The sequence below is a fragment of the Paenibacillus nasutitermitis genome (assembly GCF_014641075.1).
Lineage (GTDB): Bacteria > Bacillota > Bacilli > Paenibacillales > Paenibacillaceae > Paenibacillus_Z > Paenibacillus_Z nasutitermitis.
Window position 1 is genome coordinate 951,396 of sequence record NZ_BMHP01000001.1, and the last position, 13,542, is coordinate 964,937.

General features: G+C 48.7%; 14 protein-coding genes and 1 pseudogene. 10 read left to right on the plus strand and 5 right to left on the minus strand.

Features of this window, described 5'->3' with window-relative positions:
• Positions 1 to 60: 60 nt before the first annotated feature.
• The 4 genes from IEY46_RS03920 to IEY46_RS03935 are packed head-to-tail and all read left to right on the plus strand — an operon-like array spanning position 61 to position 4,370.
• On the plus strand, positions 61 to 951 hold the full coding sequence (locus IEY46_RS03920) for a carbohydrate ABC transporter permease (RefSeq protein WP_188989304.1): 891 nt from the start codon (positions 61 to 63) through the stop codon (positions 949 to 951).
• A 16-nt stretch (positions 952 to 967) separates the two neighbouring features.
• Complete coding sequence (locus IEY46_RS03925; protein WP_188989306.1) at positions 968 to 1,795, plus strand: carbohydrate ABC transporter permease; 828 nt, start codon at positions 968 to 970, stop codon at positions 1,793 to 1,795.
• A 35-nt stretch (positions 1,796 to 1,830) separates the two neighbouring features.
• Entirely contained in the window at positions 1,831 to 3,588 is a 1,758-nt protein-coding gene (locus IEY46_RS03930; RefSeq protein ID WP_229750050.1) for a hypothetical protein, read from the plus strand.
• The gene (locus tag IEY46_RS03935) at positions 3,585 to 4,370 is read left to right on the plus strand and encodes a M55 family metallopeptidase (protein WP_229750051.1); all 786 of its coding nucleotides are present in this window, start codon (positions 3,585 to 3,587) and stop codon (positions 4,368 to 4,370) included. Before IEY46_RS03930 ends, IEY46_RS03935 begins: the two co-directional genes overlap by 4 nt.
• A gap of 537 nt (positions 4,371 to 4,907) precedes the next feature.
• On the opposite strand, the gene IEY46_RS03940 is transcribed toward IEY46_RS03935, so the two are convergent.
• From IEY46_RS03940 to IEY46_RS03950, 3 genes are all read right to left on the minus strand, one after another.
• Entirely contained in the window at positions 4,908 to 5,294 is a 387-nt protein-coding gene (locus IEY46_RS03940; protein ID WP_188989312.1) for a MerR family transcriptional regulator, read from the minus strand.
• A 127-nt stretch (positions 5,295 to 5,421) separates the two neighbouring features.
• Positions 5,422 to 6,246 carry an NmrA family NAD(P)-binding protein gene (locus IEY46_RS03945; protein ID WP_188989314.1) on the minus strand — a complete coding sequence of 275 codons (825 nt, stop codon included), beginning with the start codon at positions 6,244 to 6,246 and terminating at the stop codon, positions 5,422 to 5,424.
• Positions 6,243 to 7,115, minus strand: a complete 873-nt coding sequence (locus IEY46_RS03950; RefSeq protein WP_188989316.1) for an arylamine N-acetyltransferase — start codon at positions 7,113 to 7,115, stop codon at positions 6,243 to 6,245. Before IEY46_RS03950 ends, IEY46_RS03945 begins: the two co-directional genes overlap by 4 nt.
• Positions 7,116 to 7,446: 331 nt before the next feature.
• On the opposite strand from IEY46_RS03950, the gene IEY46_RS03955 reads away from it, so the two are divergent.
• From IEY46_RS03955 to IEY46_RS36995, 6 genes and pseudogenes are all read left to right on the plus strand, one after another.
• Positions 7,447 to 9,126, plus strand: coding sequence for a GAF domain-containing sensor histidine kinase (locus IEY46_RS03955; protein ID WP_188989318.1), 1,680 nt, complete (start codon positions 7,447 to 7,449; stop codon positions 9,124 to 9,126).
• Position 9,127: 1 nt separating this feature from the next.
• Entirely contained in the window at positions 9,128 to 9,769 is a 642-nt protein-coding gene (locus IEY46_RS03960; RefSeq protein WP_188989320.1) for a response regulator, read from the plus strand.
• Positions 9,770 to 9,924: 155 nt separating this feature from the next.
• Complete coding sequence (locus tag IEY46_RS03965; protein WP_188989322.1) at positions 9,925 to 10,743, plus strand: NmrA family NAD(P)-binding protein; 819 nt, start codon at positions 9,925 to 9,927, stop codon at positions 10,741 to 10,743.
• A gap of 19 nt (positions 10,744 to 10,762) precedes the next feature.
• Positions 10,763 to 11,308 (plus strand): NADPH-dependent FMN reductase, encoded by a 546-nt coding sequence (locus tag IEY46_RS03970; RefSeq protein ID WP_188989324.1) that lies wholly within the window; start codon positions 10,763 to 10,765, stop codon positions 11,306 to 11,308.
• A 29-nt stretch (positions 11,309 to 11,337) separates the two neighbouring features.
• Positions 11,338 to 11,847: pseudogene (locus IEY46_RS03975) on the plus strand (MFS transporter); the annotation flags it as partial.
• A gap of 35 nt (positions 11,848 to 11,882) precedes the next feature.
• On the plus strand, positions 11,883 to 12,287 hold the full coding sequence (locus IEY46_RS36995) for an MFS transporter (RefSeq protein WP_373288763.1): 405 nt from the start codon (positions 11,883 to 11,885) through the stop codon (positions 12,285 to 12,287).
• Positions 12,288 to 12,514: 227 nt separating this feature from the next.
• Here the strand turns inward: IEY46_RS36995 and IEY46_RS03980 are convergent, their stop codons facing one another.
• Together IEY46_RS03980 and IEY46_RS03985 are read right to left on the minus strand one after the other, a co-directional pair.
• On the minus strand, positions 12,515 to 13,273 hold the full coding sequence (locus IEY46_RS03980) for an alpha/beta fold hydrolase (RefSeq protein ID WP_188989329.1): 759 nt from the start codon (positions 13,271 to 13,273) through the stop codon (positions 12,515 to 12,517).
• A gap of 81 nt (positions 13,274 to 13,354) precedes the next feature.
• A complete protein-coding gene (locus IEY46_RS03985; protein ID WP_188989331.1) occupies positions 13,355 to 13,525 on the minus strand; it encodes a hypothetical protein in 171 nt (56 codons plus the stop codon).
• Positions 13,526 to 13,542: the final 17 nt, after the last annotated feature.

A 13,542-nucleotide genomic window follows, 5' to 3' on the forward strand; every position in this document is an offset into this window, starting at 1 on the left:
GCCCCGACTGGACTTAAGTTGCGGCGGGGCTTCGTAACCTCTTGGTTTGGAGCGAGTGCGATGCGTAATTTACGCCGAAAAACGAAGGAAAACATGATAGGGTATTTGTTCATAATGCCCAATATTATCGGCTTTGTGCTGTTTACGGCGTTTCCCGTCCTATTTTCCATGGCAATGAGCCTGACGGACAGACAGATCTTCGATACCTTTGCCGACAGCAACTTTATCGGCTTGGACAACTACAAAGCCATTTTCACAGATAGCTGGTTTCGTGCCGCCATTCTCAACAACTTTTATTTCTTGCTGTTTATTCCACTGCAAATGTTTCTGGCTCTCGTATGTGCGGTTATATTCAACGGAAAGTTTCTGGCCTCGGGCGCGGTTAGAATGACGATATATTTGCCCTATATTACAAGCTTCGTGGCGATCTCTCTTATATGGTTTCAATTGCTTCATCCTAGTCAGGGCATCGTTAACGAATTACTGCGGACGCTCGGAGTCTCGAATCCGCCCGCGTGGCTGGGCAGCAGCACGTGGGTAAAACCGGCGATTCTGGTTATCCTCACTTGGCAAACACTAGGTTATAAAATGCTGCTGTATATGGCAGGCTTGCAGGGGGTCCCCGCTTACTTATACGAAGCGGCGGAGATCGACGGCGCCGGACGCGTCCGCAAGTTTTTCCATATTACCATACCGCTCATCTCTTCCGTCAGCTTCTTTATTCTCATCATGTCGATTATCGAATCGTTTATGGCGTGGTCGACGATTCAAATATTGACTGGCGGCGGTCCGGGTACCTCCAGTACGGTAATCGGATACTATATTTATAATACGGCATTTGAGAACGATAATCTCGGGTATGCTTCCGCGGTGTCATGGGCGCTGTTCTTCATTGTTCTGGTTGTCACCATGCTGCAGTGGTGGGGGCAAAAAAAATGGGTCAACTATTGAAAGGTCCGGTGATTCTATGATCAAGCTGCTCCGTATCGTTATCGCTTACGCCATCGCGGCCTGCATGTTGCTTCCCTTCCTGTGGATGGTGTCTACTTCGTTCAAAAATCCGGCGGACGTGTTCGAGTTTCCTATTAAATGGATACCGGATCCGATTAATTTTGACGGCTACCGCTATGTGTGGCAGGCATCGGTAATCGGAGTGCCCTTCTACTTGTTCTACTGGAATTCGTTAAAGGTTGCATTCCTCGTGTTGGCCGGCACCTTTTTCAGCTGCACATTAGCTGCATATGCTTATGCCAGAATCGAGTTTGCCGGACGAGGCTTCATCTTCATGATTCTCATCGCTACCATGATGATTCCCTTCCAGGTAACGATGATTCCGATCTTCATCATGTACAAGGAGCTCGGATTGTTAGATACACATGTGGCCTTATGGCTGCCTGCCTGCTTCGGCTCCATGTTCGGCGTATTCCTGCTTAGGCAGTTCATGAAGTCCATTCCAATGGAATTGTCGGAGGCAGCGGTCATCGACGGGGCCGGACATGCGCGTATTTATTGGAGCATCGTGCTTCCGTTGATCAAACCGGCGGTTACCGCCTTGCTCGTGCTGACGCTTGTTTCCACCTGGAACAATTACGAAGCTCCGCTGCTGTTTCTCCGAAGCGCAGAGCTTTATACGATTCCGGTAGGGCTTAAAGCGATGGCGGATGATATTTACAACATCAATTATTCAGGCATTATGGCCGGTGTCGTCAGTTCGATTGTACCGATCCTGCTGCTGTTCGTGTTTGGCCAACGGTATTTTGTGCAAGGCATTACTTTCTCGGTAACAAAGGGCTGATACACATTATAGTAGTTGATAAAAGAGGGATGATGATGAAAATCGCGCGTGTAGGCGTATTCGTGAACCGACGCGAGCTTGAAGACAGATGGAAAAGAAACGAAAATTTCTTTCCTTTGTATATAGAAGAAATATTCCGGCATGCCGGCATACCATTCGAATTTGTCAATGAACCGGTCGGCAAGGAAGCGCGTGAACGATGGGATGTTATGATCGTGTTGGGGGATCTGTCACAAGGGGCCGAACTGGACGGAGTTCGGGAATATGTTAGGGCAGGCGGTCATTTGATCAGCTACGGCGGATTGACGGGGCTTGTGGACGAACTGGAAATGAATATCGTGCGGATGAAAGCCGGATATGCGGCATTGGAGCCGGAAGATCAGCCCTTACGGTTCGTACAGGCTGAGCTGTGGAAGCAGCGGGCGATAAGCGGTTGCAGGATTGAAGGATATGGAAATATCCGTGAGCAACCGAACGAGGATACTCTCGGCCCGGCGCTCGTATCGTTCGCGTATGGCAAAGGCCGAATTGATCGTTGGGCGGTGAACATTCCAACAACGGTCGTTGCGCTCCAGCAAGGACAGCACCCGGTTTATCAAGACGGCAAGCCGGCTCCGGACGGCACGGCAGCAATTGATGAGGGTATTTTAAAAGCGGATGACGGAATGGTATTGGATTGGCAATGGGATCGCATTGTCGACGGCAGAGGGATGCCGTACTTTCCTTATCCTTTTGCCGACTGGTGGAGAGAGGCGCTTGTCCGCCATGTGTTGCAGTTGGTGACGGAGCATGGCAAGACACTGCCCTTTGTCGACTATTGGCCGGATGGCGTGGAAGCGATTGCAATGATCTCCCATGACAGCGATCTGAACAGGGAGGAGGACGCTGAGACCACCCTGGGAATGCTGGACGAATTGCAGATCAAATCCACGTGGTGCATGCTGGAGCCGGGGTATTCGCAGGATATGATGAGCAAGATTCAGGCGAAGGAGCATGAACTCGCGTTGCATTATAATGCGCTGGAGATGGAAGGGAAAACCTGGGACGCCGTGGATTTCGCCAGACAGGCCAGATGGCTGATGGGTGTGGGGGGCGTCTCCGAAATTGTGTCGAATAAAAACCATTATACGTGTTTCGAAGGCTGGGACGATTTGTTCATTTGGTGCGAGGATAACGATATTTTATCCGATCAGACAAGAGGCCCTAGCAAAATCGGAAATATTGGATTTTTATTCGGAACGAGCAGGCCTTATTTGCCTATTTCCTGGTTTCACCATCGCAACCGGCTGTTGAACGTGCTGGAAATCGGATTTTTGACGCAGGATATCGGGCACCCGGACAGGGCGGATTTCAGCGTAATCGAGCCGTTGCTTAACCAAGTGAAACGAGTAAGGGGGGTAGCCCATTTCTTGTTTCATCAAGTGTGCCTGAACATGTACGAGGGAGTCCGGGAAGGGATGAGAAAACTGGTCCATGACGCCAGGTCAAGCGGTTTTGTCTTCTGGACAGGCAAGCAGATTAACGACTGGGAACGGGCGCGGCGCAGCGTAAAGCTGTCTATTCTCAATGGTGCAGGATGTTTAAGGCTCGAATCCGACAATCGGATCGAATCGTTGGTGCTGTGGGTACCGCTGACGAAACAGGAGAAAGAGCAGGATTGTACTCGGATGGATTTGGACGAAGAGGTGCGGCTTGTAATGGGCGTAGCCTGCCGAAAAGTTGCCATAGGCGAATGGACGGGCGCAGTCGATGTGGATATAAGCGGACAAGAGGTGAACACTTCCCGACAATGAACATTTATATAATGACTGATATGGAAGGGATAAGCTTGGTCTCCAAGTGGGATCAGGTGAAGCAAGGCCAGTCCTTCTACGAAAAGTACCGGACGATTCTGACGCAGGAAATTAATGCTGCGGTGGAAGGGGCAATTTCCGCAGGAGCGACCCGGATTGTTGTGAACGATGGGCATGGCAGTCAGGATTATAATGTGATGTGGGAACTGCTCCATCCGATTGTGGAGCTCGAACGGCCAGATTCGGCTGCCGATATATGTCCATCGCTCGATGAAAGCTTCCATGCTGTTCTGCACATCGGAGCTCATGCCAGAGAAGGAACCCCCAACGCCATTATGCCGCATACACAAAATCATGAAACATGGCTGACTTATGAAGTAAACGGGCAGGTATACGGGGAAATTGGGCAATTGGCGATCGTTGCGGGTTATTCGGGAGTGCCTGTTGCCTATATTAGCGGCGACGCCGCTGCCGTTGCCGAAGCGAAGGAGTTGCTCGGCGACGCGCTTCCGGCTACGATCGTCAAATGGGGACATGCCGCAGGGGCGGCGACGTGCTTGCATCCTGAGGAAAGCATGCGAAGAATTCGTGCGGACGTGGACAAGGCACTAAGGGATATTCTCACGAAGCCATACCGATTGGAAGGCAGGCTCGAAGTTAAGGTGACTTACAAGTCGACCAAGGATGCGATGAAGGCCGCCGAAAAGCCGGGAGCGGAGCTGCTTGATCCTTTCACGGTGCGCAGGATGGTTGACAACGCAAAACGGGCTGTCGATATATAGAGCATCAGGCTGCGCTGCCAAATCCCCCGGCTGGGTAGTAAACTCGCCTCAACCGGGAGAGCGCATCGCTGGCAGCGATGAGGTCAGGGGTTCGCCCAATACGCTTCGTCAGCCTACAATCAAGATTCATACATCCCATGAACAGGGATGCCTTATAAAAGGCATCCTCCTAGGCCCCATGACTTCGCACATATCCGCTTTTGAAAAAAACAGTGCGACAGCCTGATGTTCAGACTTCTGCACTGGTTATTAACGATCGTTCTCCGGTTCCCATTTGTTGCCCTATAGATCTGCGGTAGCAGTTGATAGCCTTCAGTCGTTCAGCTCATTCAAAGAAAAGGGTTAATATGGATGATAGCTCCTGTTGATCGGTCCAAAATCGATATCGTTGCGTGGTTATAAAGTTATAGACTAATTGTCGTGGTTTATCGCGGTTATTTATCCTGGATTTGAGATAAAAGAGTAACCGCGTCGAAACAGCCGCGGAAGCAACGTTCGGAAAATCCACGAGTAGAGTAAGCTCCGTTGTGAAGGCCATCAATCTATCAAGTTCTCCCGGTTACTTTTCAGCAGATCGATTTGCATTTCCAGCTTTTGTTGGGCTTCGTCTAATGTTTTTCTTTGTTTAATGATTTCGTTTCGTTTTTTTTCATATACTTGCAGCAATTCTTCGCAATACTCCCCTTTATTTTCGTCTGCTTCCAGAATTTCAGGGTACTCGCAATACATGATATCCTTGATCTGGTCTGTTGTTAGACCCAAGCCCAAATACAATTGTATGGTACGAACGGTGTCAACCGACGATTCGTCAAACTCGCGATAATTGTTGGCTAGACGCGAAATTTGAAGCAATCCCTTTTTCTCATAATGGCGTATGGAGCGTATGCTAACTCCTGTACGATCTGCCAATTGGCTGATTTTCAATGAAAACCGCTCCTTTACATCATGTTATTGCTTTTGCCATAGTATTACACAGCATCCTGATCTGAGCAAACGATCAAGGCACTCTCCAATGAAAGAGTGCCTTGATCGAAGGGTTGCCGCATACTTATTAGCTAAAAACGCGCAAATGTTCTGCAACCCACTGGGCAAACGTCCGGGCATCTTGGCCGGTAACGTCTTTAACTGTCGGTACGACTGTGAATGCTTCTTTAGGCAGATTCTCATGCCAATTGTGTACATAATCAATCATCTCATTCGAGACACCTGTTTGTTTAAGCCGCTCCCGAGCCTGTTGCTTCGTAAGCTCATCGAATCGAATGTCACGCTTGAGCGCTGCTGCGATGACGTTCACTTTATCGCGTGGGGTCAATGCTTCAGGACCTGTCAGGGTATACGTTTTGCCGGCATGACCCGTTTTAGTCAACGCCGCCACTGCTACTGCTGCCACATCCGCCTCATGGACGATGGCATTTAAGTAATTGGCGAAGGGCTCCTGAACGACGCTTGCCGTACGAATCGACTCTGCCCACGACAAAGTATTGGACATAAATTCGCAATAAGGTTGAATATGCGTCCACTCAAGATCGCTCGCTTCGGCTGCTTGCTCAACCGTTCCCTTCACGCCGCTCCACAGAATGGCAACGCGCTCTACGCCTGCCTTCATAGCCAGGTCAATGATTTCGTCTCCGGTCTGAAGTGGGGTGCCGCCTCCGCTGCTGGTCATCAAGTAGATGCCCTTGACTCCTGCCATTACCGATGTGAGCGTCTCCGGCGCTGCCAAGTCCCCGTATACAACCTCTACACCTTTAGGCAGCACTTCTTTCGCCTTTGCAGGATTACGCGTTAAAGCACGTACTTGTTGTCCGGATTGAACAAGCTGATGAACGACATGGCGGCCGACATTTCCGGTTGCGCCTGTTACGAGAATGGTCATTGTGTTTCTCCCTTCGGTATTTGGTTTTGGAACAAATGGATACCCAGTTCCTCAAGAACATCGATTGCCTTCTCAACAGGCAGTCTCGGTAAGTTAAACTCGCGGTCGATTACTTCCCGGACCTCGTTGCGGTTAGCTAATATACGTTTTTCGACCTGCCCGCGGCTGTTCCTGATACTGAGCACATTGTTGACTAGTGAAAGTGATCGCTGCTGATCCAATTGCCAAATTTGACAGCGTAAGAAGGAGGTGAATATACCATTCGGCTTGTAATAGTTTTCGATTGCTTTTTGAAAATCATCAAAGCGGTACTTATTGCGGGTATCGAAAGTCCAGTTCAATTCAGTAATCGGCTTTCCGTCCACCTCTCTGTGATACGTGTACGTTCCGGGTTCAGCTCCAGGTCGCAATCTTACTTCTATACCGCCGTAACGGGACACCTGATGGGGATCGGTCTCCAGTCGAAAGGGTTCAAAAAATGGGGCGCTGTTCCCACAATCCACGTACATTTCTTCTTGTTCATCCGGGAGTCGGACGAGCAGCGCAACATGCCCGCCGCCCAATAAAGCATAGCGGCTGTGAAATCCAAGCCGGTTCAGCAATTGGTGGAGACTGCTGTTTAGGACATAGCATGTTCCTCCCATATGGTGCTGAAAGAGTTGCTCCACAAACAGCTGTTCATCCTGCTGAAGATGTTTTTGCTTGTGGTAAGCTTTAAAATTCATTAATGTGCTCACGTTTTCGAAGGGAATACGATTCAGATGGGCGGTGCAAATCATTGTTAAATAGTCATAAGAAGGTTCTTGCTCCGGAACTTGAATGTAGTTCAAATACTGGATCGCCCAGGGTGGCAATGGCTTTCGAATCAAGGTAGTCACTCCTTTACGTTTTTTATAAATTAACCGCAAATTTATCTTAAACTGTAGCACTAGTGTCATAGTCAAGACAAAACTTATGCGAATGAATCGATTGTTTGGGATGACAATGGAACTATTGGAAAAAAGAATGAACGACCAGCAGTAATAATGATCGTAGGGTCTTAACTCAACGGGGGGTCCTAATTCTGGTGGTTACACGGTTCGATTCCGCGGAGCTCCACCACACTTTATCATTAAAACTTCCAATTGGAGGTTTTTTGTTATAATGAAACAAGCAAGCATCGACAGGTCAACTTTATCTAAAGTTGGGGGGGTGAAAAGAATGTACGAGGATAAAACGCTGCAATACAAGGACTTGCTTATCCTGAAAACAATAGCAGAAACGCTGAACCAAAATCATGACATGAAGCCCATGCTTCAAACCACGCTCGAGAAGCTGCTCGAATTGACTGGATTGAAGACGGGGTGGATCTTTCTGGCGGACGAAGAGCCAATCTATCACCATGTGGCGGACCATAACTTGCCTCCAGTGCTTGCTCAGGACGACAAAGAACCGATGCGGGGCGAAGTGTGCTTCTGTCTGAAGCTATACTGGAAAGGCTTGCTTAGTCAAGCCGTTAACATCATCGAATGCGAGCGTCTGCATGATTCCAATACCAATTCACAATGCGATACAAATAATCTCACTCATCACGCAACGGTCCCGCTAACGATATGCGGGGAGCGTTTCGGAGTTCTTAACGTCGGTTCACCCGGCAAAGAGCATTTTAGCGACGAAGAGCTTGCTCTTCTGGAAGGGGTCGCATTTCAGATTGGTACGGCGGTAGAGCGAACACGGCTGCTGGAGCAAAAGGAGAAGCTTGCGGTCGACAAAATTGCACGCTACATCGTGGATTACTATGCCAATACGAATGAAGTGACTAGACAGATCTGGACGATTAATAACTTAAACGAACTGTTATTATCCGTTGTCACAAACATCGGAACGTATTTCGATTGGTCGACGGTGGCCATCGCCATTCATCAAGGCAATCGCTTAACGTTACGCGCCCTCTATGACAAAGATAACCCCATATTAATGAATGATTCCGTACATCTGCAGCAGAAGGAATCTGCGGATATGATCCACAAGGCTTTTACGGAACAGAAAGTATGCCAAAGTAAGAATGAAACTTTTTCGTTTGCTGCACTCCGCCAAAGCGAAAACATGTTTTCGATTGCACTCCCTCTAAAAAAACAAGAGCCTTTATTAAGAAACGAACCGCTTGGCATTCTTTTCATCGGAAGAGAAACATCAACGTTCAGCGAACTGGAGATTGAAATATTGACGATGCTGGCGTATCATATTTCATTGGCCATGGAAAGAATTCGCTTGTATGACGAATGGCAAGACTTGCTGCTGTCCGAAGAACGGAACAGACTTGCGCTCGATCTGCACGATTCTGTCAACCAGAAGTTGTTTTCTCTTTCGTTGACCGCACAAGGCATCAAGGAAATGATAAACGACCAGAATCCGCTCGTCGTAGATGGTATAAACGACATTCAGCTTTTGACGCAAGAAACTTTGACCGAAATGCGTACGTTGATATGGCAGCTTCGGCCTTATAGCGCCGAGAAGGGGATGATTGTTTCTTTGAAGGAATACGCCGAAAAAATCGGATTGCACGTGACCTTACAGATGAAGGATGATGTGCATTTCCCTGTTGAGGTTGAGAGAATTTTATGGCGAATCGGACAGGAAGCATTAAATAATGTCAGCAAGCATGCCCGGACGAACCACGCAACGATCAAAATTCAGTCGATCGAGGATCACATTCAAATGAGCGTAACAGATCATGGCTGCGGCTTTGTGCCTGAGCAAGTGGAGTTGAAGGCGGCAACGCTCGGCATTATCGGCATGAAAGAAAGAGCGTTGCAAATCAACGGAAACTTACATATCAGCAGCATGGAAGGCAAAGGAACGATCATTTCCGTTACGGTGCCGCAATCAAGGGAGATCTAATATGAAGACGATAAAGGTTCTAATCGTAGACGATCATTTGGTTGTGCTCAGGGGACTGCGTTTCTTCTTGCAAACCCAGGCCACAATTGAAATTGTCGGTCAGGCACAAAATGGGGAGGAGGCTCTGCAGCTCGTGCACGCGTTGCAGCCCGATATCGTGCTCATGGATTTGATCATGCCGGGATTGAGCGGGATCGAGGCCACAAGGAAGATAACGGAACATTATCCTCAAGTCAAAGTGATTATCCTTTCCAGCTACTCGGATCGTGATTCCGTTCTGCAAGCCATAAAGGCTGGAGCTATCGGCTACCAGCTGAAGGATGTGAGGCCGGAAGTGTTGATCGAATCCATTCAGGCTGCGATGGACGGCGTAAAAACACTGCATCCGCAAGCCACTCATCAACTGATGTCCCACGTGGTAATGGAGATTGAGGATGAGAAGAGTATCGACATCCTGACCGCGAAGGAAATAGTGGTTCTGAAGCATATCACTTTAGGTCAAAGCAATAAGGAAATTGCGGCCGAGCTTCATATTTCCGAGAAAACGGTTAAAACGCATATCACCCATATTTTAGCCAAATTGGAGATGCAGGATCGTACGCAAGCCGCACTATTCGCGACCAAAAATCATTGGTTCGATTAAATCATAGGTCGTAGCCAAGGTCTTATCTTCGGATAAGACCTTTTTCTTATGCGTTCATAAGACGTATGCAGGACGTATTAACTTGGGGATTGATGTAAATTTAAGAAGCTCGATTAATCCGGTTATTCAAATCAATTTGAGGAGGATGAACAAATATGACCATTCTAGTAACGGGAGCAACAGGAAACGTAGGACGGCACATTGTAGATCAGCTTGTTCGTTCAGGTGCTCGCGTTCGGGCCCTTTCGCGTAACCCAGCATCCGCGAATCTACCTCAATCCGTGGAAGTCGTATACGGGGAACATACCAATCCGGACAGTCTTGTTCAGGCGTTGGACGGTGTTACCGCCATGCACTTGATCACGTTTAACAGCGTCGACTCCGCTCCGCTGCAAACCGGGGCAGATATCGTAAGGCTTGCAACGAAAGCCGGCGTACGAAAAATAACGACATTGTGGAGCGGTGCAAAAGGGGCAGTGGAAGAGGTTGTAGAAGCAAGCAGTCTGGAATGGACCCATTTTCAGCCTGACGTTGAGTTTATGTCCAATACGTTGGCATGGGCGGACTCCATCCGGTCGGAAGGCGTGGTTCGGCAGCTGAACGGCCAAGCGTTAAATGCCATGATTCACGAGGCAGACATTGGAAGTGTCGTTGCGACCGCGCTATTGGGAGATGGGCACGCCTTCAAAAGCTATCCGTTAACCGGACCTGAAGTACTGTCCGTATCCGATAAGATTCGAATGATCAGCTCTGAAATCGGCCGGGATCTCCGATTCATTGAATTGTCCGAAGAAGAAGAGCGCACCAGGATGCGCCAGGCCGGCGTTCAGGAAGACATGATCGACTATGTCGTCGGATGGTACGCGAATCCTCCCAAGGAGGCGTATCGCGTGCTTCCACTCGTCGAGGAAATTACCGGTCGTCCGGCTCGAACATTCGCGCAATGGGCAGCGGAAAACAAAACAAAATTTTAATAGAACGGAGAAGAAGCAAATGAAAGAGCAGTTAAAGATCGGCATTATTCTAGGCAGTACCCGTCAGGGAAGAGTAAGCCCGCAAGTGGGCGAATGGGTGAAAAGAATGGCAGAAAAACGTAATGATGCACATTATGAGGTTATCGACATAGCCGAATATAAACTGCCATTTGCCGGGGAAGCCCGCCCCGATGATGCAGGGGTAAAGTCTTGGTCGGAAAAAATCGATGAAATGGATGGGTATGTTTTCATCGTTGCGGAATACAATCACAGTTTAACCGGAGTTTTGAAAAATGCACTCGATTCGGCCTACAAAGAATGGAATAACAAAGCAGCGGGCATCGTCAGCTATGGCTCGACAGGAGGTGCTCGCGCAGCTGAGCATCTTCGCGGAATCTTAGGCGAATTATCGGTAGCAGATGTACGTGTACATCCTACCCTGTCCATTTTCACAGACTTTGAGCAGTTCCATACGTTTAAACCTGCCGAGCTTCATGCAACAACGGTGAATGACATGCTTGATCAAGTTACGGCTTGGAGCGGCGCGCTAAGAATTTTGCGTTAATTCGATCATATTCAAGGGGATAGGATATGATGGAACATACAAGTGGGAATAGCGGGTATTGGTCGGCGGCATTCCTGAAAATCTGCTGCTGCAATATGTTGGTCTTCTTCTCGTTCCAAATGATGCTGCCGATACTTCCGGTTTATCTGACGGACACTGGCGCCGAGCGGTCTTCCGCTGGACTCGTTGTGGCCATCATAACGATCGCCGCCGTCATGATCCGTCTATTGACGGGTTATGCGCTGGATCACTGGAATCGCAGGCGTATCGTTCTAGCAGGATCGCTCGCGCTCCTACTCGCAATGCTCGCTTTTGTCCTATTGCCCTCAATAGGCTGGATTATCGGCTGCAGTATCGGATTAGGTATCGGATGGGGCATCCTGACCGCTACTTACGCGACCATTGTGTCCGATCTGATTCCACCCGGAAAACTAGGGGCGGGTATCGGTACATTTATGTTGTTCGGTTTGGTAAGCATGGCCGTCGGGCCTTACGCAGGCGGTTGGGTATATGGTCAATTCGGCGCATCGGCGCTGTTCGGTACGGCTTCAGCGCCTCGATCCTTGTTCGACCGTTGGCCGGAAGATTATTCGACACAAGAGGTCCGGCATATGTTCTTGTTCCAGGAATCCTGCTTGGCATCGTCGCTCTATATTTGCTCTCGGCGGCAGCAGGTTTCGGACTATTTGTTACGTCCGCCTTCGTTTATGGCTTGTCGTTCGGCGCAGTTCAGCCCTATATGCTGGCATGGACCGTCCAAAGGGCGAAGCCCGAAAGGCGCGGGGCAGCTAACAGCACATTCTTGATCGGGATGGATGGCGGTATCGCAATAGGTTCGGCTTTGCTGGGATTATGGATCAAGAACGGCGAATACGCCGCCATGTTTCGTGGGTCGGCGGGTATTCTCGTCTTGCTCCTCATTCTTTATGGCGTTACTCTTATTTATGCGAGCAGGTCGAAAGTGTCTCGATCCGGCTAATAGTGGGGTTGAATCTCGATGTTTCAGTATTTGAATCGGCGTCTGAATCTACCGCTAAAAGTCCAAGAGGCTGATCTTGGAATCAGCCTCTTTCTTCATTCTTATTTGAAACTTACATGAGCATACTAACAACGATCCTTAGAACTTCCTATCCTGATACGTGAGTCCTTCAACTCAAAGGATATTGTAGTACCAACCCATTCCGGATCTGATTCCGCACTAAGGATTTAGGATAATAGAAATTTTTTTACCACAGGAGCCAATACAGGCGCTTCGAGGTGATGGTTTTGACCTTCCAGACATATATACTGCCCATTAGGAAGATCGGTTGCAAGCAACTCGTTTGATTGCTTGAATGAGTCTTTGCTTTCTTCCCCAGTCACCACAAGTACAGGGGTGGAAATACCAACCAATTCTTCACGCAGAGGGGGCTCACAAACAAGTCTTGTATCGTAAACTGTCGTGTGCGCGAGAGCCTCTAAGTAAGGTCTAAAGGGTGCATTCCGAAGTTGGGTCACGACATCATCCGGGAGACCGACTAATTTGGATTGGAAGAACTCGACCGCATCGCCGCGACGACCTGCGGAGATCAACTCAGATAGCTGATTAACAAGGTTATTGTCGTGCCCTTCGACGGGTGCTTCATACAATACAAGTTTGGAGATGGCGGCTCCTTTGACAGCTGCTTTCAGTGCAAGGTTGGCGCCGGATGAGTAGCCGAATACGCATGCAGATCCGCCAGCAACATCGATTAAAGCTTCCAGATCTTCAATCTCTCTTTCGATCGCGTATGGTAAAGTGTCTCCGCTTGCTCCCTTCCCACGGCGATCGTAATTGATAACCGTGAAATTGGATTCAAGGAGCTTAGCTAAATGCGCACCGGTTGAACGGTCGTTAAATGCGCCTACAACCAAAATAATCGGCGGTCCTTCTCCAGTACGATCGAATTCGATAGAAGTGCCGTCTTTGGAAATAACTTTGCTCATCCTAAAATCCTCCTTTTTTTCTCCTTGATTTTGTTCAGAAATCTCCCAAACAAACGATTGTTTGTATATTGGACAAAAAAATTAAGAAATGTAATTCATAATTCGTTGCTTCGCTTCTGCAAGATATTCGGAATCGGAATAAATCACACTTAAGATGATGGCGCCCTGCAGCTCCGTGACCGCTTGCCTGGCAAGCTCCTTCGCACGTTCTACGCCTAATAATTCCTGAAAGATTGCTTCAAAAGCGTGCATTGTACGGCGTCTGAATC

Coding starts and splice junctions, on each gene's coding strand:
- IEY46_RS03985 (WP_188989331.1), bottom strand. CDS start 13,525: ATGCACGCTTTTGAAGCAATCTTTCAGGAATTATTAGGCGTAGAACGT.
- IEY46_RS03955 (WP_188989318.1), top strand. CDS start 7,447: ATGTACGAGGATAAAACGCTGCAATACAAGGACTTGCTTATCCTGAAA.
- IEY46_RS03925 (WP_188989306.1), top strand. CDS start 968: ATGATCAAGCTGCTCCGTATCGTTATCGCTTACGCCATCGCGGCCTGC.
- IEY46_RS03980 (WP_188989329.1), bottom strand. CDS start 13,273: ATGAGCAAAGTTATTTCCAAAGACGGCACTTCTATCGAATTCGATCGT.
- IEY46_RS03965 (WP_188989322.1), top strand. CDS start 9,925: ATGACCATTCTAGTAACGGGAGCAACAGGAAACGTAGGACGGCACATT.
- IEY46_RS03935 (WP_229750051.1), top strand. CDS start 3,585: ATGAACATTTATATAATGACTGATATGGAAGGGATAAGCTTGGTCTCC.
- IEY46_RS03920 (WP_188989304.1), top strand. CDS start 61: ATGCGTAATTTACGCCGAAAAACGAAGGAAAACATGATAGGGTATTTG.
- IEY46_RS03945 (WP_188989314.1), bottom strand. CDS start 6,246: ATGACCATTCTCGTAACAGGCGCAACCGGAAATGTCGGCCGCCATGTC.
- IEY46_RS03930 (WP_229750050.1), top strand. CDS start 1,831: ATGAAAATCGCGCGTGTAGGCGTATTCGTGAACCGACGCGAGCTTGAA.
- IEY46_RS03960 (WP_188989320.1), top strand. CDS start 9,128: ATGAAGACGATAAAGGTTCTAATCGTAGACGATCATTTGGTTGTGCTC.
- IEY46_RS03970 (WP_188989324.1), top strand. CDS start 10,763: ATGAAAGAGCAGTTAAAGATCGGCATTATTCTAGGCAGTACCCGTCAG.